The sequence below is a fragment of the Acinetobacter sp. ESBL14 genome, from assembly GCF_036668815.1.
Classification (GTDB): Bacteria; Pseudomonadota; Gammaproteobacteria; order Pseudomonadales; family Moraxellaceae; genus Acinetobacter; species Acinetobacter gyllenbergii.
Map to the genome: position 1 here is coordinate 80,358 of NZ_JAZEVS010000008.1, position 20,486 is coordinate 100,843.

Genomic DNA, 20,486 nt, shown 5'->3' on the forward strand with positions numbered 1-20,486 from the left:
CTATTCTGATATATACCTTATGATATATACTATTTGATCATTTTAGCAACAATATTTGATCAAAATAAATCAAGCCAAATACAGCTAAATACTTAACATCATTCATATTCAAGATAAAAAAGATGAAGCCGGATTTCTTTTATATAAAAATAAAAGACCCTACGCAAAGTAGAGTCTTTTAATCACACTGTTGATCGCTTTTTAGCTAAGGCATCAAGCCACCTGACCTTCTAAAAAGTCTTGCGCAAAACGCTGTAACACCCCACCCGCTTCATACACAGAAACCTCTTCTTCTGTATCTAAACGGCAAGTCACAGGCACTTCAACAATCTCTTCCTTACCATCTGCTGTAGCACGTTCAATCACCAAAGTTAAGGTCGAACGTGGTGCAATATTACCAATTACGCTATACAGCTCAGTACCATCTAGCTTCAAAGTTTTGCGGTTAACGCCCGGCTTAAACTCAAGCGGTAAAACGCCCATACCCACTAAGTTAGTACGGTGAATACGCTCAAAACCTTCGGCCACAATCGCTTCAACACCTGCAAGACGTACACCTTTTGCTGCCCAGTCACGACTTGAACCCTGACCATAATCCGCGCCCGCCACAATGATCAACGGTTGCTTACGGTTCATGTAGGTTTCAATCGCTTCCCACATACGCATCACTTCGCCTTCTGGCTCGACACGCGCTTTTGAACCTTGCTTAATGCTGCCGTCTGAACGAACCACCATTTCATTAAACAGTTTCGGGTTGGCAAAGGTGGCACGTTGTGTGGTTAAGTGATCACCACGATGGGTTGCATAAGAGTTAAAGTCTTCCTCAGGCACACCCATTTTCGCCAAATATTCACCTGAAGCACTGTCTAACACAATCGCATTCGATGGAGACAAGTGATCCGTGGTGATATTGTCACCCAAGATCGCAAGCGGACGCATGTTGGCTAAAGTACGTGGTGCAGCCAACGCCCCTTCCCAGTATGGAGGACGGCGAATATAAGTACTCATTGGACGCCAATCATACAGTGGGCTCGCCGCTTCTTCATTGACACCCAAATCAAACATCGGAATGTAGATTTTACGGAACTGTTCAGGCTTCACGGCTTCTTTGACAAGCGCATCAATTTCAGCATCCGAAGGCCAGATATCTTTCAGGTAAATTGGATTACCGTCTTTGTCATTTCCAAGCGAATCTGTTTCGATATCAAAACGAATGGTTCCTGCAATCGCATAGGCTACAACCAACGGCGGAGATGCCAAGAATGCTTGTTTTGCATATGGATGGATACGACCATCGAAGTTACGGTTGCCCGAAAGCACGGCAGTCGCATACAAGTCACGCTCAATGATTTCTTGTTGAATCACAGGATCAAGTGCGCCTGACATCCCATTACAGGTGGTACAGGCATAGGCTACGATACCAAAACCAAGTTTCTCAAGATCACCCAACACACCTGCTTCTTCTAAATACAGCGCAGCTGCCTTAGAACCCGGTGCAAATGATGATTTTACCCAAGGTTTACGTACCAAGCCCAGCTCATTGGCCTTACGTGCCAATAAACCAGCAGCAACCGTGTTACGTGGGTTAGAGGTATTGGTACATGAGGTAATTGCAGCAATAATCACAGCACCATCAGGAATTAAACCTTCTGCTTCTTGTGCCTTGGCAAGATCCAAATTCCCTGCAATGCCTTTGGCTTTCAAATCAGCGGTAGAGACACGTGCATGCGGGTTTGATGGGCCTGCAATGTTACGAGTCACCGTTGAAAGATCAAAACGAAGTACACGTGGGTACTGTGCTTGAGTCATATCCGATGCCCAAAGACCAATTACTTTGGCATATTGTTCAACCAATGCCACTTGCGCATCTTCACGACCGGTCAGACGTAAATAGTCAATGGTGTTCTGGTCGATATAGAACATTGCCGCAGTTGCGCCATATTCAGGCGTCATATTTGAGATGGTGGCACGGTCGCCTACCGACATGCTGTCAGCACCTTCACCGAAGAACTCGAGGTAAGCACCGACGACACGTTCTTTACGCAAGAACTCAGTCAATGCCAACACGATATCCGTTGCAGTAATGCCTGCTTGACGCTGACCGACAAACTCAACCCCGATGATGTCTGGCAGACGCATCCAAGACGCGCGGCCGAGCATCACGTTCTCAGCTTCTAAACCACCAACACCGACTGAAATGACGCCAAGCGCATCGGTATGTGGGGTATGTGAATCGGTACCAACACAGGTATCAGGGAAAGCCAAGCCATCACGATTTTGAATCACTGGAGACATTTTCTCCAAGTTGATCTGATGCATGATGCCGTTACCCGCAGGGATCACGTCGACATTTTTAAAAGCGGTTTTGGTCCACTCAATAAAGTGGAAACGGTCTTCGTTGCGACGGTCTTCGATTGCACGGTTTTTCTCAAATGCATCAGGGTCAAAGCCACCGAACTCCACTGCCAAAGAGTGATCCACGATCAACTGGGTTGGAACCACAGGATTCACTTTGGAAGGATCACCACCTTTATCGGCAATCGCATCACGCAGACCCGCAAGATCCACCAATGCGGTTTGACCTAAAATGTCGTGACAGACCACACGTGCTGGATACCATGGAAAATCGAGATCCTGACGGCCTTCGATCAACTGGGTTAAATAGGCCGTTAAATTCTCGGCATCCGCTTTACGCACCAGCTGTTCAGCGAGCACTTTCGAGGTGTATGGCAGCTTTTCGTATGCGCCTGGCTGAATATCTTCAACGGCTTGACGCACGTCATAATATTCGAGCTGGGTACCTGCCAGCGGTTTACGATATTTTGTGTTCATTAACCACGCTCCGCCAATGGTTTGAATTCAAGATTTTCAGGACCGGTATAGTTGGCACTTGGACGAATGATTTTACCGTCCTGACGCTGTTCAATCACGTGTGCAGACCAACCCGCAGTACGTGCAATCACGAATAATGGCGTGAACATTGCCGTTGGCACACCCATCAAGTGATAGCTCACCGCACTGAACCAGTCGAGGTTCGGGAACATGTTCTTCACTTCTTTCATCACGGCTTCTAAACGTTCAGCAATCAGATACATCTTGGTATTTTCTTGTGCTTCAGCAAGTTCACGCGCCACTTGCTTGATCACTTCGTTACGTGGATCAGAAACGGTATAAACTGGGTGACCAAAACCGATCACCACTTCTTTTTTCTCCACACGGCTACGAATGTCGGCTTCTGCTTCATCTGCATTGTCATAACGTTGTTGAATCACGAACGCCACTTCATTGGCACCACCGTGTTTAGGTCCACGTAACGCACCGATACCGCCTGTGATTGCTGAGTACATGTCTGAACCTGTCCCTGCCACCACACGTGACGTAAAGGTCGAGGCATTAAACTCATGCTCTGCATACAGAATCAAAGAAGTGTGCATCGCTTGAATCCATTCTTCTGATGGCGCTTCACCATGAAGGAGATGCAAGAAATGTGCAGCAATCGAGTCATCATTGGTTTCAACTTCGATACGACGACCGTTGTTGCTGAAGTGATACCAGTACAACAACATTGAACCCAAGCTTGCCATCAATTTATCAGCGATGTCTTTTGCGCCCGCTTCGTTGTGGTCTTCATGTTCTGGGGTTAAGCAACCCAATACAGAGACGCCAGTACGCATCACATCCATTGGGTGTGCAGATGGTGGCAGTTGCTCAAGTGCAGTTTTCAATGCTGCGGGTAAACCACGGAGTGCTTTTAATTTTGCTTTATAGGCTTTGAGTTCGGCTTTGTTTGGAAGTTTGCCGTGTACCAGAAGGTGTGCCACTTCTTCAAATTGGCTACCCACTGCAAGGTCAAGAATGTCATAGCCGCGGTAGTGTAAGTCGTTGCCGCTGCGGCCTACGGTACAGAGTGCAGTGTTGCCTGCAACTTGTCCGCTGAGTGCAACTGATTTTTTTGGTTTGAAGCCTGTTGGCGTTTCATTACTGCTCATAAGATTGTCCTTTTCTATCTATTTAATTTATTTTTGAGCAACTCAACGGAGTCGTGCCGAGTTCTCATCCTGTTTCAGGATAAACCTTCGGTTCGACCTACTTTTCTTTCGGGAAAAGTAGGCAAAACCATTGTCATCTGCAAAACCTGTCCAATAACACCATTTAATCAATCTATCGCAGAAACAATATCTTGTTTAAACCACGCAGGTTGCAGATGACTTTTCTGCATAGCAAATTTCAACCTAAATTCTTATGAATTAAGGGTTTACTTATTTATTCTTCGCAAAAGTTCCATCAAGATATTGTTCAAACGCATGGTAGTTAATGCGTTCATACAGTTCTTGGCGGGTTTGCATGGTATCGACCACATTCTTTTGCGTGCCTTCTTTACGCAAAGTCTCATAAACATTTTCTGCTGCTTTATTCATGGCACGGAATGCAGACAGTGGATAGAGCGCAATGCTGACATCGGCAGAAGCCAATTCTTCCGTAGTAAATAATGGCGTTGAACCAAATTCGGTGATATTGGCTAAAACGGGCACTTTAGTCAGTTCCGCAAATTGCTTATACATAGCCAATTCAGTGATCGCTTCTGGGAACAGCATGTCTGCACCTGCTTCGATATACGCCCCTGCACGGTCAATCGCAGCTTGTAAACCTTCAACCGCGAGCGCATCGGTACGTGCCATGATCACAAAGCTGTCATCGGTACGTGCATCGACCGCGGCTTTAATACGATCGACCATTTCTTGTTGGGTTACGATGGCTTTATTCGGACGGTGACCACAACGTTTAGCACCGACTTGGTCTTCGATATGCATTGCAGCAGCACCGAACTTGATCATCGACTTGGTGGTACGTGCGATATTAAACGCAGAAGCACCAAAACCTGTATCCACATCGACCAACAATGGCAGATCACAGACATCGGTAATACGGCGTACATCGGTCAATACATCATCAAGGTTACTGATACCCAAATCTGGTAAACCCAAAGAACCAGCAGCCACACCACCGCCTGACAAATAGATCGCCTTGTAGCCAGCGCGTTTTGCCAATAACGCATGGTTGGCATTGATCGCCCCCACCACTTGTAATGGTTTTTCATTTGCGACCGCGTCGCGGAATAGCTGACCAGCAGACTGTTTAGCCATGTTGTTGTTCTCCTTGATTTTGTAGCAATGTTTGCTCAACAATTTTGTAAGATGCATTGATATGACGGTGCATCAGCATTTCGGCGAGTTCACCGTCACCTTCAGCAATCGCATCTAATATACGGATATGTTCATCCCAAGCTTTACTTGGGCGATCTGGGGTATTTGAAAACTGGATTCGATACATCCGGATGAGGTGATACAGCTCATCGCATAACATTTTTTCTAAGGTTTTATTGCCACTGCTTTTGATAATGCAGTAATGGAAATCATCCTGACCTTCTTGCAGATAGTAACCCTTGCCTGCTTTAAAGTTTTCATCCTCGGCATGCATACGCAATACATCACGCAAGGCCAGAATCTGTTTTTTATCAATATGCTGTGCTGCGAGTTTGCAGGCTAAGCCTTCTAAAGAGGCACGAATTTGATAGAGTTCTTGAAACTGTTGCAGTGACAGTGACACCACACGGGCACCGACATGCGCAGTCCGCTCCACCAGTTTCTGCCCTTCTAGACGATGAATCGCCTCACGTAAAGGCCCGCGACTGATGCCATAAATACGCGCGAGTTCAGGTTCTGAAATCTTACTGCCCGCAGGAATATGCCCTAACACAATTGCCGACTGAATTTGCTTAAATACGTGTTCCGTCAGGGTCATTCCCTGACTGGTGCTGAGGGCTTGAGGAACAAGGGTATCTTGCATATTGTCGACAATCTCTACAATTTTTATGATTTTATAACCAGATAAAAGAAAAAATGCAATAGGATTGTCGACAATAAATCTGACTGGTGCTGCCAATTCGACTAGCGAGATATAACCAACTTGCTGATCAACACACTTGCAAAAATCTTATATAAAAATATAAAAAACAATAAATTAACAATATTCAAACTCATTATTCAGCCCTGCGCTTTGGTCTATTGGGCAGCCTTATAGTTTTAATACTACGACCATGGTATGACAGCTTGATTGTAGACAATCTTTATAATCAGCTCGTAGCGACAAATTTTGTAAGTAAATACTGCACCAAAATGTAAATAACAGCGTGCTTCATGCAGCCTTTATTGATACATTATTGGGCATCAAAGGTTCCGCTCCTGAAGCGCCAACCTCCCCAGACATCTATGCACTTTGTTGAAGAAAAGGACATTGTTAATGTTTCAACATATCCCACCTTATGCAGGCGATCCGATCCTTTCATTGATGGAACAGTTCAATGCTGATCCACGTGCTGAAAAGGTCAACCTCAGTATTGGTTTGTACTATAACGAAGACAGTATCGTTCCTCAGCTTGATACCATTATCGAAGCACAAAAACGTATTGCACCTAAAAATACGCAAACCAAGCTTTACTTACCAATGGAAGGTTTCAAGCCTTACCGTGATGCGATTCAAGCCTTATTGTTTGGTGCAAACAGCCCTGCAATTCAACAAGGTCGTGTTGCAACAATTCAAACGTTGGGTGGTTCTGGTGCATTAAAAGTCGGTGCAGACTTTTTAAAAACCTACTTCCCAAATTCAGAAGTTTGGGTCAGCCAGCCAACTTGGGATAACCACGTTGCCATCTTCAATGGTGCAGGCATCAAGAGCAACTTCTACCCATACTTCGATGCTGAAACACGTGGCGTTGATTTTGATGGGATGTTGTCTACACTGAAAACATTGCCAGAACAAAGCATTGTGTTATTGCACCCATGCTGCCATAACCCAACAGGCGCAGACTTGAATCCAGCACAATGGGATCAAGTGATTGTGGTATTAAAAGAACGTAACCTGATTCCATTCCTCGACATCGCGTATCAAGGTTTCGGCGATGGTATGGAACAAGATGCTTATGCCATCCGTGCCCTAGACCAATCAGGTCTGAACTTTATTGTCAGCAACTCGTTCTCAAAAATCTTCTCACTTTACGGTGAGCGTGTTGGCGGTTTAACGTTCGTATGTGACGATGCTGAAGCAGCAAAATGCACATTCGGTCAGTTGAAAGCAACGGTACGTCGTATCTACTCTAGCCCACCAACAACAGGTGCATGGTTGGTTGATCAAGTGTTAAATGACGCTGATCTGAATCAACAATGGCAAGGCGAAGTCAAAGAGATGCGTGAGCGTATTATCAAAATGCGTAGCATCTTAAAAGATGAGTTGACTAAAGCCCTTCCTGAGCGTGACTTTAGCTACCTTGTGAATCAAAAAGGCATGTTCAGCTATACCGGTTTAACCGCTGAGCAAGTGGACATTCTTCGTGAAGAATATGCAATCTACTTGGTACGCAGTGGTCGTATCTGTGTTGCAGGCCTGAACATGAACAACGTATACAAAGTTGCCAAAGCAGTGGCTGAAGTTTTAGCAAAATCTGCTGCAACCGCTTAAGTTATCACGCATAAAAAAGGCGCTTGAAGCGCCTTTTTTATTTCCTGTTTTATTTAAAGTCAGGACTTGGCCTTGCCCCAATATTTTAATTTAGAAGTCTGTCCAATCCCGACATTAAAACAATTATTCGGATCAAGTTTCTGGTAGAAATTGGCCAATGCAGGCTTGGCAATATACAAATGACCGACATTATGTTCGGCAGGATATTCAGCACGGCGGGCATCTAGCAATTGCCACATCTGATGTTCCATCGCTAAAGGATCATTGCCTTTTTTAAGGATGTAATCTTGATGAAAGACATGACAGAAAAAGTGCCCATAATAGAGCTTATGTATGATCTGCTGTTCCATCTCCACAGGCAATTGCTCGACCCATTCACGGTCATTGCGGCGTAAAGCGATGTCTAGCGCCACAATATCTTCTACCTCATCCCGATGGGTATCACGATAACGAATTGCGGCACCTGCCACGGCAAAACGATGCAAAAAGGCTTTACGCCCTTCATCCGCATCACAGACAAAGAAATTGCCCGAAGCATGCACCGCAAAATAGTCTTGTAAAAATTGCTCGGTCTGGGCTTTGCAATTATTTTCAACGCGTAACATCAGATGATGTTCATAACGATCACGATATTCGGTCATCCGTTTCGGTAAATGGCTCGGTAACAACGAAGTGACCGCTTGTAAAAGATGATCGGTCAGCCCTTTGATTTTAAATTTTTCTAAAAAGCCATCGACCTTGTCTTTTAATGCAAAAGCTTTCGGCACATTAGCTGTGCCAAATTTCTCGATAAACAGAAAGGTATCTTTGCCATATTTTTCACCGATATGATAGGCATCGCGGTGAATATATTCCCCTGCAATCGGCAAGCTTGGCAATGAAGTCAATAAATAACGGCGAATCGCGGTCAGGTCGTCGGCATCATTGCTGCCGATATAAAAGACATTGCTCTCGACCTTTTCATAGGTATCCAGACGTACCGCAAATACGCAGACTTTTCCTGCCGAGCCCGAGGCTTCAAACAGACGTGAGGGATCAGCATTAAAACGTGCAGGGCTATCGGCATCGACTTGGGTAACATCTTGCGCATAACGCTGATCAGATGCCTGTTTTTCTGCATCATCCAAAATATCTGTGGCTTGATATTGCTGCTGTTCTAAACGGGTCAGGATTTCTTCTGGCGTTGCGCCCAAGTTCACCCCCAGATGATTCACCAACTCCAACTGACCTTGGGCATTGACCTGCGCATATAGTGCCAACTCCGTATAAGCAGGCCCACGGCGTACCAAGGCACCGCCAGAATTGTTACAAACACCACCCAGCACCGAAGCACCGATACAGGAAGAACCAATCACCGAATGCGGTTCACGATCATAGCCTTTGAGTATCTGTTCCAGATCGTCCAAGGTCGCCCCCGGCAAGCAAATCACCTGCTGACCCTTATGAATCACTTGAATGCCTTTTAAACGGCGCGTACTCATTATCAACACAGGTCGGTCATAATCATCGCCATAGGGGGTTGAACCACCAGTCAGGCCCGTATTGGCCGCTTGCATGATGACGATACAATCCGCGTCAATTGCTGCTTGCAGCACCTGCCACTGTTCCAGCAAGGTGCCAGGGATCACTACTGCAAAGACTTTACCCTCACCAAAACGACGACCTTGCCGATACTGGCGGGTACTTTGATCATCGCTCAGTACATGCTGACGTCCAACAATCTGCTGTAAACGACCAATCACTGCTTTGGGAGAAAATGTTTGCATGATGGCTCCTTTGGGTCATACATATAAAATCTAGCTATATCTTATGCATGCTAAAACTAGATCAGCACGGCAGGGACTTACGGTTTGTCATTTATCATTGGACTAGCTGATTCACTAATTTGAATCAGCCCTGTATTTACTATCACAGTTGGCGGCAAGGATGCCGCCTGTTCCGATGCGGTAGCAGGGAAGTACCGTCATCGGAATAGAGGATTTTTGGTTACTTTTGATCCTTCAAAAGTGACAAATGCCTATACCTCAGACATAAGCATGTCACCAGACTTGGAGGCCGTGCCTACTGCATCACTTAGCAAATTATTTTTAAAAACCTTGTTTGATTGCCTGTACCAAACAATCCGCATTAATCTCTTGAATCGACTTAGCCCCTGTTAAGGTCATCGCCACACGCATTTCCTTATCAATCAGATCGAGCAAGTTAGACACCCCTTGCCCCCCTGCTGCTGCCAAGGCATAAACAAAGGCACGACCCAATAACACCGTATCCGCACCCAAGGCCAACATCCGCACCACATCCAGACCATTACGAATACCTGAATCAGCCAGAATCGCCAGATCACCCTTCACCGCGTCAGCAATCGCAGGCAAAGCCCGCGCAGAAGACAGCACCCCATCCAGTTGCCGCCCACCATGATTGGATACCACGATGCCATCTGCACCAAAACGGACTGCATCTTTGGCATCCTCAGGATCTAGAATGCCTTTAATCACCATCGGGCCATTCCAGAACTCACGAATCCACTCCAGATCTTTCCATGAAATCGACGGATCGAAATTAGAACCTAACCAGCCGATATAATCTTCAAGCCCAGTCGGTTTACCTAAGTATTTCGAGATATTGCCCAAATCATGCGGACGACCACACATCCCGACATTCCATGCCCAATGCGGATGAAACATAGACTGCATATAACGACGCATCGCCGCATTTGGACCACTCATACCTGAATGCGCATCGCGATAGCGCGCACCCGGCACTGGCATATCCACGGTAAACACTAGTGTTGAACAACCTGCCGCTTTAGCACGTTCCAGGGCATTACGCATAAAGCCACGATCACGCAACACATAGAGCTGGAACCACATTGGACGCTGAATTGCAGGTGCCACTTCTTCAATCGGACAGACAGAAACTGTCGATAAAGTAAATGGAATCCCTTTTTGATCGGCTGCCACTGCCGCCTGAACTTCACCGCGACGCGCATACATACCGGTTAAACCCACAGGTGCCAATGCCACAGGCATCGACAAGGTTTCATTAAACAGTTTGGTTTCCAGACTCAGCGCGGACATGTCATTCAACACCCGTTGACGCAAGGCGATGTCAGAAAGATCCTGCACATTGCGCTTTAAGGTATGTTCTGAATAGGCACCACCGTCGATATAGTGAAATAAAAATGGCGGTAAACGACGTTGTGCCGCAGCACGATAATCATTGCCAGAAGAAATAATCATTTTGAGTCCACTCTCGTTAAACGTGTTGCACGTTTCTGGCGCGCTTCATCTTCGCCCAGAGCACGTACATGATTAATCACAAATTCAATATGCCCACACACCGCTTGGCGTGCAGCTTCGGGATCTTGACGATCAATCGCATCCATCACCTGAAAATGCTGCTCGCTGAGCAAGTCACCATTGACAGGATGGTTATAAACTTTGTTCCGTCCGAGCAAGACGTTGTATTGCAGCAAGTCAAACAAACTACGCATCATTTGGATCAGCACAATATTGTGTGAGGCTTCCGCAATCGCTAAATGAAATTCTGCATCTGCCACTGCCGCCCGAGCTGAATCACCTGCATTTTGATAACGGCTGATCTCATCAAAACAATGATGAATTTTGGCACGATCTTCAGGTGTTGAACGCAATGCGGCGTACCATGCAGTGCCGCCTTCAAGCAACAAACGCGCTTCCTGTACATCAAAACGGTACAGTGGATCTTCTTCAATCAAATGACTGATCGGATTGACGATGAGCTGTTGCGGCCACTGCTCGGGTAATTGTTGAATATAGGTCCCATCACCACGGCGGCTACTCAACACCCCCTGACTATTCAACTGTTGAATCGCTTCACGCAAGGACGGACGAGATACGCCTAAGCTGGTCGCCAGTTGACGCTCGGCAGGTAAGCGATCACCTTGTTTCATCTGGCGTTGCTCAATGAGTGCCTGTAATTTCTTGACCACTTGATCGGAGATTCTCATCACATTTCCTTGATTAGCGTTATGGAATCATCCACGGCACCAGATAAGCCTGAACCGTGACAATGATGCCGACAAAGACAGTAAATATGATGCTATGTTTTACCGTGAAACGAAACAAGTCCGATTCTTTTCCAACCAAACCCACCGCGGCACAGGCAATCGCAATCGATTGTGGTGAAATCATCTTGCCGGTTACGCCCCCACTGGTATTGGCAGCCACCAGTAACACTTCTGGAATACCGATTTGCTGCGCTGTGGTGGCTTGCAATGCCGAGAACAAGGCATTGGATGAGGTATCGGAACCCGTCAGGAAGACACCCAGCCAACCCAAGAAGGGTGAGAAAAAAGTAAAGGCATGCCCTGTATGTGAAAGTGCTAAAGCCAAGGTCGCAGACAGGCCTGAGTAATTGGCAATAAAGGCAAAGGCCAATACCATGCCAATCGAATAAATTGGGGTTTTTAACTCATTTAATGTTTCAGCAAAGGTACTGACCGCGTCACGGGTTTTCATTTTCAGGAAAATGATGGTGATGATCGCCGCAATAAAAATGGCAGTGCCTGTGGCAGAGAACCAATCGAATTTATAAATCGCTTCATAGGCCGTGGTTTCAGACACAATCGGCGGCATTTTTTCCACCAACTTATGCAGATAAGGCACTTCGATTTTAAAAATCCAATCCGCCAAGGCACCGTCTTTGGCAAATAATGACTTGAATGGTTTGATACTCCAAATCGTCACCATCAGCGTCAAAATCATAAACGGCGACCATGCTTTGGCAATCTGAGCAATGCTATAACGCTGTTGTGATGAGGCCGCATAGCTAGCTGCTTGTTCATCAGTCATTTCAAAACGGAAAATATGTTTCGGTTTCCAGACACGGAACAGCAAGGTCAAACTGACCAATGAGGCAATTGCAGCGGTAATATCAGGCAGTTCGGGTCCCAAAAAGTTCGAGGTCAGATATTGTGCAATCGCAAAGGCACTACCACCGACCAGTACCGCAGGCCAAGTTTCTTTCACGCCACGCCAACCATCCATGATCGCCATAATCCAGAACAGCACAATGATGGTTAAAAAAGGCAACTGGCGACCGACCATCTGGCTGATTTCCATGGTATCGACACCCGACACCTGCCCCGCCACAATAATCGGAATCCCCATGGCACCAAAGGCCACAGGTGCCGTATTCACAATCAGACAAAGGCCCGCCGCATATAGCGGTTTAAAGCCCAAGCCAACCAGCAGGGCTGCCGTAATCGCAACAGGGGCACCAAAGCCTGCCGCACCTTCTAAAAAGGTCCCAAAGGCAAAACCTACCAACAGCATCTGTAGGCGCTGATCTTCAGTAATCGATAAAATACTGGAGCGAATCACATCAAACTGCCCCGTTTTTACCGAAATTTTATACAGGAACACCGCCCCGATAATAATCCAAGAGATCGGCCATAAACCATAAAAAAAGCCATAAACCACGGAAGCAAATGCCATTTCTACTGGCATCTGATAAAACACTAAAGCGATGACAAGGGCAAGAATGACCGTACAGGTCCCCGCAATACTGCCCTTTAAACGAAATACCGCCAAAGCCAGAAAGAAGAAGATAATCGGAATCAGCGCAACGGCACTGGATAACCAAATATTATTCAAAGGATCATAAAGTTGTTGCCACACATTAAGCATTCTCATCTCCTTGAAATGCTGGGCGCTATTTTGTTTTCACTTCGAGACAAAACATCATCACGAATATTGGTATGACCAATATAAATTTTATTGGCAAAATTTATCCATTTACACAAGTCGTTTATCTTAATTACATGAATTATCAGGCGCAACCACCAATCACCCACCAATATTGGTAAGACCAATAATAATTAAAATCAAATCAACCCTTTTCTGTTGCTGTGGGCTTTCAGCATTCGACTAAAGTCTGATAAAAAATATCCCGAGCAGTATTCCATTTGTGTACTTCGGGTTACCAATCGCGAAAGACAAAACTATAAATATGACTTTTAGACGATATCTGTATAATCTGTTCACAACTCAAAACAGCAATTGAATTGAAAAATATGACGCAACTGACTTGCTTTAAAGCCTACGATATTCGCGGCAAACTCGGCACAGAACTGAATGAAGAGATTGCCTATAACATTGGTCGTGCCTATGGACAAATCTATCAACCAAAAACGGTTGTGATCGGTTGTGATATCCGTTTAAGTAGCGAAGGCCTAAAACAGTCAACCATTCAGGGTTTAAATGATGCAGGAGTAAATGTACTTGATCTCGGTATGACAGGGACTGAGGAAGTCTATTTCGCTGCCTTCCATCTTGATGTACAAGGTGGGATTGAAGTGACTGCCAGCCACAACCCAATGGATTACAACGGGATGAAATTGGTGCGTGAGAATGCACGTCCAATCAGCGCAGAAACGGGATTAAAAGAAATTCAGGCATTGGCTGAAACTGGCCAATTTAACGAAGTATCGCAAAAAGGCACAACGCAAAACTATAATATTTTGCCTGAGTTTATTGATCACCTTCTGACCTATATTGATCCACAAAAAATTAAACCGCTTAAACTGGTGGTCAATGCAGGCAACGGTGCAGCAGGTCATGTGATTGATGCCATCGAACAAAAATTCCAACAACTGAACATTCCCGTTGAGTTCATTAAAATTCACCATGAAGCAGATGGCACTTTCCCGAATGGTATCCCGAACCCAATCCTCATTGAAAACCGAGACAGTACGCGTGATGCCGTACTTCAGCATCAAGCCGATATGGGCATTGCCTGGGATGGCGACTTTGACCGTTGCTTCCTGTTTGATGAAAAAGGGCAATTTATCGAAGGTTATTACATCGTTGGTTTATTGGCACAGGCCTTCCTGATCAAACAGGCTGGTGAAAAAATTGTGCATGACCCACGTTTGGTCTGGAATACCTTTGACATCGTCGATCAATACCACGGCATCGCAGTACAATCTAAATCTGGACATGCATTTATTAAGGATGTCATGCGTGAACACAATGCCGTGTACGGCGGTGAAATGAGCGCGCACCACTATTTCCGTGATTTTGCCTATTGCGATAGCGGTATGATTCCTTGGTTACTGACTATTGCCCTACTCTCGGAAACAGGCCAATCACTCTCAACGCTGGTTGAAAACATGATTGCCAAATTCCCGTGTAGTGGTGAAATCAACTTTAAAGTGGCAGATACCCAAGCCACCGTACAAAAGATCTTTGATCATTATGCCGATCAAAATCCGCAAGTGGACCGTACTGATGGGGTGAGCCTTGATTTTGGTGCATGGCGTTTAAATGTCCGTGCTTCCAATACCGAGCCTTTACTGCGTTTAAATATTGAAAGCCGTGCCGATCAAAATCCGCAACCGATGCAACATTATGTTGATGAATTAACTGGGTTAATTCAGGGTTAATTCAGCCCAATAAAAAAGGAGCATATTGCTCCTTTTTTATTGCTTTAACATTCAGTTAAAGCCGTTGGGATTCTGCTTCTGCCAATTCCAGCTATCCGCCAGCATATCTTCCAAGGTATATTGAGGCTGCCAACCGAGCTCGCTCAATGCACGCGTATTGTCTGCAAAAGAAGTGGCAACATCACCTGCACGACGTGGTGCAAATTCAAACGCAACAGGCACACCATTGATTTGCTCAAAGGTATTTTTGACTTGTAATACCGATGAGCCATTGCCCGTGCCAATGTTCCAAGCACGACAGCCTTGTGTAGATAAACGATTATTCAAAGCACACAAATGAGCATTCGCCAGATCCACCACATGGATATAATCACGAACACCAGTACCATCTACAGTGTCATAATCATTGCCATAAATGGACAATTTTTCACGACGGCCCACTGCGACCTGTGTGACATACGGCATGAGATTATTTGGAATCCCCTGCGGATCTTCACCAATCTGACCGCTTTTATGCGCGCCGACAGGATTAAAATAACGAAGTAAAGCAATCGACCAGCGTGCATCTGCTTGTGCAAGTTTTTGCAGCATTTGCTCAACGATAAGTTTGGTATAACCATAATTGTTATTTGGCATTCCCGTTGGCATATCTTCATTCAAAGGCGACACATTGGCTTCGTCATAAACCGTTGCAGATGAGCTGAATACCAGGCTAAATACACCTGCGCGCTCCATCGCCTTGACCAGCTGGATACTACCCGCAATATTATTATCAAAATAAGCCAATGGAATCTGCTGGCTTTCACCAACCGCTTTCAGACCAGCAAAATGAATGACCGCATCAATCTGATGGTCTTGGAAAACTGAATCTAACTCAGCCTGATTGCGAATATCACCCTGCACAAACACCAAACTTTTATTTGCTAATGCTTGTACTCGACCTAAAGATTCATCTGAGCTGTTTGAGAGGTTATCGAAAACAATCACCTCGTGACCTGCAGTAAGCAACTCTAAACAAGTATGGGAGCCAATATAGCCCGCACCACCCGTCACTAAAATTTTAGCCATCTGTTTTTCCTAATAATATTTTCAACAAACCTTGTGTTGATGCATCAAATTTAGAGAGATCATCCTGTTCACGGTTCAAAATCGGTAACAGCTGATTGGCAATTTCTTTGCCTTTCTCAACGCCCCATTGGTCAAAGGGATTAATATTCCACAATACCGACTGCACAAAAACCTTATGTTCATACATCGCAATCAGCATCCCTAAGCTATAAGGATTCAGCTCTTTGAGTAAAATAGTGGAGCTGGGTTGATTGCCTTCATATTGTTTATACGTTGGTAAATCTTCCAGTTCATCTGCTGCCAAGGCTTGATTCCCAAAAGCCAACAGGCGCGACTGTGCTAAACAGTTGGATAAAGCCAAATGATGCTGCTCAGCCAAGGCCTCTGCACTTTCAGCATAGGTAAACTGATTAGCATTATAGCGTTTCACAGGGGCAATAAAGTCACAACTGACGGAGTGCGTGCCTTGATGCAGCAACTGATAAAAGGCATGCTGTGCATTGGGCCCAACCTCGCCCCACACAATTGGGCAAGTGGCTGAACTGACCTTTTCTCCATTGCGTTGAATCGATTTACCATTAGATTCCATTTCAAGCTGCTGCAAATAAGCGGCGAAATATTTGAGACGGCCATCATACGGTAAAACTGCATGGGTCTGGATATCCAGAAAATTGTTATTCCACGCACCTAAAAGCCCCATCAAAACAGGAATATTCTGCTGAAATGGTGCGGATTGAAAATGCTGGTCAATCGCATAAGCACCTGCTAACAGTTGCTTAAATCCCTCAACGCCAATGGTCAGGGCAATTGGTAAACCAATACATGACCACAGTGAATAACGACCGCCGACCCAATCCCATAACAACAGCTGTTTATCAGCAGCAATGCCCCACTCTGTCATCTTGTCAGGCTTAGTCGAAACCCCGATAAAATGATTTTGCAGAATCTTGTCATTATGCCCCAATGCCTTTTCTAACCATTGACGCACGGTTTGTGCATTGGAAAGTGTATCAATGGTGCCAAAGGATTTTGACGAGATAATAAATAAGGTTGTTTCAGGACGGAGTTGATGCAATAACTCAGATAACTGGCTGCCATCCATGGTCGAAACAAAATGCACATCTAAAGCTTTTGTGGTCGCGACCTTAAAGTCGGAGAGTGCATGCGTCACCATGAGTGGGCCGAGATCAGAGCCACCCACACCAATATTGACTACATCTTGAATCACCTCACCCGTCGCACCACGATACTGCCCTGCATGGATTTTATCCACCAAAGCATACATACGTTCTAGCTGCTGCTGTACCTGATGATTCACTTCAGTAAAATCTGAACTCGATTGTGGTAAGCGTAAAGCCCAATGCATCGCTGCGCGGTGTTCAGTATAGTTAATCGGTTCAGATGAAAAGAGCTTTTTGATCCAGCCTTTTAAATCTTGCGCCTGAGCCAAATCCACCAAACCATTTAAAATCGTCTGGTCTATACGATGCTTACTAAAATCTAAAACGATTTGATCATATTCAACTGAAAAACGTTTAAATCGTGTTGAGTCTTCTGCAAATAATGCTTTTAGATGGATCTCTTTAAATTGCTGTTTTAAAGATGACAAATGCTCAAGCACTGAAACCTGCTCCTTGACTGCAAAGGGCTGAATCTGCTTTACCATCATTAACGTCCCACCCCCATATATGCAAAACCTTGTGCTTTAACATAGTCCGGATTATAAATATTACGACCATCCAAAATTAACGGATGCGCCATGAGCTGCTCAAGTTGTTTAAACTCTGGGCTCCAATACTGTTTCCATGCGGTCAGCACGCAAAGACCATGCACATTTTTGACCGCATCATATTGATCTTCACAAAGAATCAAATTCTCGCGTTGTCCATACATCTGTTTTATTTCATCTAAAGCTTGCGGATCATGCAGATGAACCGTTACACCTTGAGCCCAAAGTGCTGCAAGCATTTGATGAATTGGGGACTGCTGAATACTTGAGGTATTTTCCTTAAAAGAAGCTCCCCAAATCGCAACAGATTTCCCTTGTAAATCACCATGGTAATAATTCCATAGCTTACGAAATAGGATTTCTTTCTGTTGCTCATTAATTTCCCAGACCTGACCCAACAACTGGCTTTTTACCCCAGTATTTGCAACGGTATTGGAGAGTGTCAAAATATCATGAGAAAAATTTTCACCACCAAAACCCGCACCTGGCGCCAAGTAAGCTGAGCCAATCCGGTTATCCGCTGCCATGCCCTGTCGAACAGAAGCAATATCAATTCCGAGTTTCTCAGCGACCACGGCCAAGTCATTGATATAGCTAATTCGTGTCGCCAACATGCCCGAGATACTAAGTTTGGTAAACTCGGCATCTAAAATTGGCATAAACAGATATTGCTGCGCTAAAGGGAAAAAAGGGCGAAGCAGTTCTTTGACTTTAATCTGAACATCGGTTTGAGTACATCCCACAATCAGCTGTTTGGCCTGAGTCAAACTATGTAAAGCATTCCCTTCCTGAATCGTATCTGGCAAATACACCCAGTCATCTTCAGAAAGAATTTGCTTAAAGCGCTCAGTACCCTGCAAACCAAAAGTTGAAGCATTGATCATTAACTTCGGATGAATAATTGGGCGCTGTTTTAAAGATTGCAGTAGTTGAAAAACTTGCTGTTCTTGAGTCTGATTAAAACTAAATAAATAGGCATCAATATCCAGCGGAATACCATCCAACTCACGATAACTTAAGAAACCGCTGTTCCGCTGTTTTTCCAGAAGATGGCTGACATTTTCATCATGAAATGAATATTGCTGCCCCTCCACATTCCCATCAAGTTGAGAACACCAATATACAAAGTGCCCAGATTCGGACAATAATGCAGACATGACGCCTGCATATAAAGTATTACCAAAAATTGCAACTTTCATAAACATTTGCCCCCAATCTAGAGAGCCAGCTCTTTGATTAAGCTTTTAAAATCTTCGCCAAGTTTTGGATGTTCAATCCCATAGTGTAATACAGCTTTTAGATAACCCAGCTTACTACCACAGTCAAAGGTCTGCCCCTTCATACGATACGCTTCAACCGCTTCCGATTGCTGTAATGCTGCAATCGCATCAGTCAGTTGAATTTCATTGCCCGCCCCACGTGGGGTATGTGCTAGCAGCTCCATAATCTGAGCAGGTAGGATATAACGACCAACAACAGACAAGTTTGAAGGCGCGGTACCTACTGCAGGTTTCTCTACAATACCCTGCATGACGATACTTTCACCTTCATTTGGAGAAACAGCTACATCTACAATGCCATACTGGTCGACCAAATGATCTGGCACAGCCTCAACCATAATCTGTGCAGCCTGAGATTGATCAAACCGTTGAATCATCAGAGATAAATCATTCTCAGCAGTCTGATTTTTAACTAAAACATCAGGTAATAACACGGCAAAAGCCTCATCACCTACAATATCTTTAGCACACAATACCGCATGCCCAAGACCTAAAGGCTGTGGTTGGCGCACACTGATAACACTGACATGTTTTGGTAAAATATCAGTGATCTCTTTCAGCAGATCAAACTTCTTTTTCTGCTCTAAGGTTGTTTCTAACTCAAAATTACGATCAAAATAATTTTCAATTGATGCCTTTGATGAGTGCGTCACTAAAATAATTTGTTCAATACCTGCTTCAACAGCCTCTCGAACTACATATTCAATTGCGGGACGGTCAACAACGGTCACCATTTCCTTTGGAATAGATTTGCTTGCTGGTAGGAATCGGGTACCTAAACCTGCGACGGGTAAAATTGCTTTTTTGATCATCATCATTATTACTTAAAAAATAAATCGTTACTTCACAGATTGGTCAACATTATCTTGAGATCCATTTCCCTTAAACAGTGAGGGTCCAACATGACCAGGAGCATTAATTCCCTCTCTCCTCAACATCACTTTAACGGTCTGGAACATCAATTTAAAGTCAACCCAAGTATTGTGATTATCAACATACCACACATCACATTTGAATCGTTCTTCATAATCCAGTTCATTACGCCCACTCACTTGAGCCAGTCCTGTCATTCCAGGACGGACTTCTAAGCGACGTGCTTGTTCTGGGGAATATAGTTCAACAAAATCTTTGAGCATTGGACGAGGTCCGACCACACTCATGTCGCCTTTTAATACATTCAGTAGCTGCGGCATTTCATCTAGACTGGTTGAACGTAGTTTTTGACCAAACGGTGTTATACGAGCTTCGTCAGGTAATGGATTTCCTTCTGCATCAAAAGCATCCTTCATTGAACGGAACTTGATCATTTTAAATAATTTTCCGTCCTTCCCAGGTCTTTCTTGATAAAAGAATATTGGAGATCCTAGATTCTTACGTACCTTAAAAGCTACAATTATAAATATTGGCGACAACACTACTAAAGCTATTAAAGAGATAACTATGTCGACTAAGCGCTTCATATTTTCAT

15 protein-coding genes are annotated in these 20,486 nt (G+C 44.7%); 2 read left to right on the plus strand and 13 right to left on the minus strand.

The window, feature by feature from the left end; genetic code table 11:
• Positions 1–213: 213 nt before the first annotated feature.
• From acnD to V6E90_RS19820, 4 genes are all read right to left on the minus strand, one after another.
• On the minus strand, positions 214–2,832 hold the full coding sequence (gene acnD / locus V6E90_RS19805; RefSeq protein WP_332606266.1) for a Fe/S-dependent 2-methylisocitrate dehydratase AcnD: 2,619 nt from the start codon (positions 2,830–2,832) through the stop codon (positions 214–216).
• On the minus strand, positions 2,832–3,989 hold the full coding sequence (prpC, locus tag V6E90_RS19810; RefSeq protein ID WP_005200876.1) for a bifunctional 2-methylcitrate synthase/citrate synthase: 1,158 nt from the start codon (positions 3,987–3,989) through the stop codon (positions 2,832–2,834). The genes acnD and prpC overlap by 1 nt, the downstream gene beginning before the upstream one ends.
• Positions 3,990–4,259: 270 nt before the next feature.
• Positions 4,260–5,144: a methylisocitrate lyase gene (gene prpB / locus V6E90_RS19815; RefSeq protein WP_016542523.1), complete on the minus strand. Its 885-nt coding sequence runs from the start codon at positions 5,142–5,144 to the stop codon at positions 4,260–4,262.
• Positions 5,137–5,847 carry a GntR family transcriptional regulator gene (locus V6E90_RS19820; RefSeq protein ID WP_005186499.1) on the minus strand — a complete coding sequence of 237 codons (711 nt, stop codon included), beginning with the start codon at positions 5,845–5,847 and terminating at the stop codon, positions 5,137–5,139. The genes prpB and V6E90_RS19820 overlap by 8 nt, the downstream gene beginning before the upstream one ends.
• A 453-nt stretch (positions 5,848–6,300) precedes the next feature.
• Between V6E90_RS19820 and V6E90_RS19825 the strand changes: the two genes are divergently transcribed.
• Positions 6,301–7,515 (plus strand): amino acid aminotransferase, encoded by a 1,215-nt coding sequence (locus tag V6E90_RS19825; protein ID WP_332606267.1) that lies wholly within the window; start codon positions 6,301–6,303, stop codon positions 7,513–7,515.
• 59 nt (positions 7,516–7,574) lie between these two features.
• Here V6E90_RS19825 and dld read toward each other — a convergent pair whose 3' ends face one another.
• From dld to lldP, 4 genes are all read right to left on the minus strand, one after another.
• Positions 7,575–9,281: a D-lactate dehydrogenase gene (gene dld, locus V6E90_RS19830; RefSeq protein WP_332606268.1), complete on the minus strand. Its 1,707-nt coding sequence runs from the start codon at positions 9,279–9,281 to the stop codon at positions 7,575–7,577.
• 321 nt (positions 9,282–9,602) lie between these two features.
• The gene (lldD, locus tag V6E90_RS19835; RefSeq protein WP_332606269.1) at positions 9,603–10,754 is read right to left on the minus strand and encodes an FMN-dependent L-lactate dehydrogenase LldD; all 1,152 of its coding nucleotides are present in this window, start codon (positions 10,752–10,754) and stop codon (positions 9,603–9,605) included.
• Positions 10,751–11,503 (minus strand): transcriptional regulator LldR, encoded by a 753-nt coding sequence (lldR, locus tag V6E90_RS19840; RefSeq protein ID WP_332606270.1) that lies wholly within the window; start codon positions 11,501–11,503, stop codon positions 10,751–10,753. Before lldR ends, lldD begins: the two co-directional genes overlap by 4 nt.
• A gap of 19 nt (positions 11,504–11,522) precedes the next feature.
• Entirely contained in the window at positions 11,523–13,190 is a 1,668-nt protein-coding gene (gene lldP / locus V6E90_RS19845) for an L-lactate permease (protein WP_171068323.1), read from the minus strand.
• Positions 13,191–13,570: 380 nt separating this feature from the next.
• Between lldP and V6E90_RS19850 the strand changes: the two genes are divergently transcribed.
• Positions 13,571–14,941, plus strand: coding sequence for a phosphomannomutase CpsG (locus tag V6E90_RS19850; RefSeq protein WP_332606271.1), 1,371 nt, complete (start codon positions 13,571–13,573; stop codon positions 14,939–14,941).
• A 51-nt stretch (positions 14,942–14,992) separates the two neighbouring features.
• Here V6E90_RS19850 and galE read toward each other — a convergent pair whose 3' ends face one another.
• From galE to V6E90_RS19875, 5 genes are read right to left on the minus strand one after another with little or no spacing between them, the layout of a single operon-like run.
• Entirely contained in the window at positions 14,993–16,009 is a 1,017-nt protein-coding gene (gene galE, locus V6E90_RS19855) for a UDP-glucose 4-epimerase GalE (RefSeq protein WP_023271026.1), read from the minus strand.
• Entirely contained in the window at positions 16,002–17,675 is a 1,674-nt protein-coding gene (gene pgi / locus V6E90_RS19860; RefSeq protein WP_016542516.1) for a glucose-6-phosphate isomerase, read from the minus strand. Before pgi ends, galE begins: the two co-directional genes overlap by 8 nt.
• A gap of 2 nt (positions 17,676–17,677) precedes the next feature.
• The gene (locus V6E90_RS19865) at positions 17,678–18,937 is read right to left on the minus strand and encodes a nucleotide sugar dehydrogenase (protein ID WP_023271027.1); all 1,260 of its coding nucleotides are present in this window, start codon (positions 18,935–18,937) and stop codon (positions 17,678–17,680) included.
• 17 nt (positions 18,938–18,954) lie between these two features.
• On the minus strand, positions 18,955–19,830 hold the full coding sequence (gene galU / locus V6E90_RS19870) for a UTP--glucose-1-phosphate uridylyltransferase GalU (protein ID WP_032861086.1): 876 nt from the start codon (positions 19,828–19,830) through the stop codon (positions 18,955–18,957).
• Positions 19,831–19,857: 27 nt separating this feature from the next.
• Positions 19,858–20,478 carry a sugar transferase gene (locus tag V6E90_RS19875; protein WP_065344122.1) on the minus strand — a complete coding sequence of 207 codons (621 nt, stop codon included), beginning with the start codon at positions 20,476–20,478 and terminating at the stop codon, positions 19,858–19,860.
• Positions 20,479–20,486: the final 8 nt, after the last annotated feature.

Excerpts from the sequence above, each read along its gene's own strand:
- acnD (WP_332606266.1), bottom strand. The coding sequence starts at position 2,832 with ATGAACACAAAATATCGTAAACCGCTGGCAGGTACCCAGCTCGAATAT.
- prpC (WP_005200876.1), bottom strand. The coding sequence starts at position 3,989 with ATGAGCAGTAATGAAACGCCAACAGGCTTCAAACCAAAAAAATCAGTT.
- prpB (WP_016542523.1), bottom strand. The coding sequence starts at position 5,144 with ATGGCTAAACAGTCTGCTGGTCAGCTATTCCGCGACGCGGTCGCAAAT.
- V6E90_RS19820 (WP_005186499.1), bottom strand. The coding sequence starts at position 5,847 with ATGCAAGATACCCTTGTTCCTCAAGCCCTCAGCACCAGTCAGGGAATG.
- V6E90_RS19825 (WP_332606267.1), top strand. The coding sequence starts at position 6,301 with ATGTTTCAACATATCCCACCTTATGCAGGCGATCCGATCCTTTCATTG.
- dld (WP_332606268.1), bottom strand. The coding sequence starts at position 9,281 with ATGCAAACATTTTCTCCCAAAGCAGTGATTGGTCGTTTACAGCAGATT.
- lldD (WP_332606269.1), bottom strand. The coding sequence starts at position 10,754 with ATGATTATTTCTTCTGGCAATGATTATCGTGCTGCGGCACAACGTCGT.
- lldR (WP_332606270.1), bottom strand. The coding sequence starts at position 11,503 with ATGAGAATCTCCGATCAAGTGGTCAAGAAATTACAGGCACTCATTGAG.
- lldP (WP_171068323.1), bottom strand. The coding sequence starts at position 13,190 with ATGAGAATGCTTAATGTGTGGCAACAACTTTATGATCCTTTGAATAAT.
- V6E90_RS19850 (WP_332606271.1), top strand. The coding sequence starts at position 13,571 with ATGACGCAACTGACTTGCTTTAAAGCCTACGATATTCGCGGCAAACTC.
- galE (WP_023271026.1), bottom strand. The coding sequence starts at position 16,009 with ATGGCTAAAATTTTAGTGACGGGTGGTGCGGGCTATATTGGCTCCCAT.
- pgi (WP_016542516.1), bottom strand. The coding sequence starts at position 17,675 with ATGGTAAAGCAGATTCAGCCCTTTGCAGTCAAGGAGCAGGTTTCAGTG.
- V6E90_RS19865 (WP_023271027.1), bottom strand. The coding sequence starts at position 18,937 with ATGAAAGTTGCAATTTTTGGTAATACTTTATATGCAGGCGTCATGTCT.
- galU (WP_032861086.1), bottom strand. The coding sequence starts at position 19,830 with ATGATCAAAAAAGCAATTTTACCCGTCGCAGGTTTAGGTACCCGATTC.
- V6E90_RS19875 (WP_065344122.1), bottom strand. The coding sequence starts at position 20,478 with ATGAAGCGCTTAGTCGACATAGTTATCTCTTTAATAGCTTTAGTAGTG.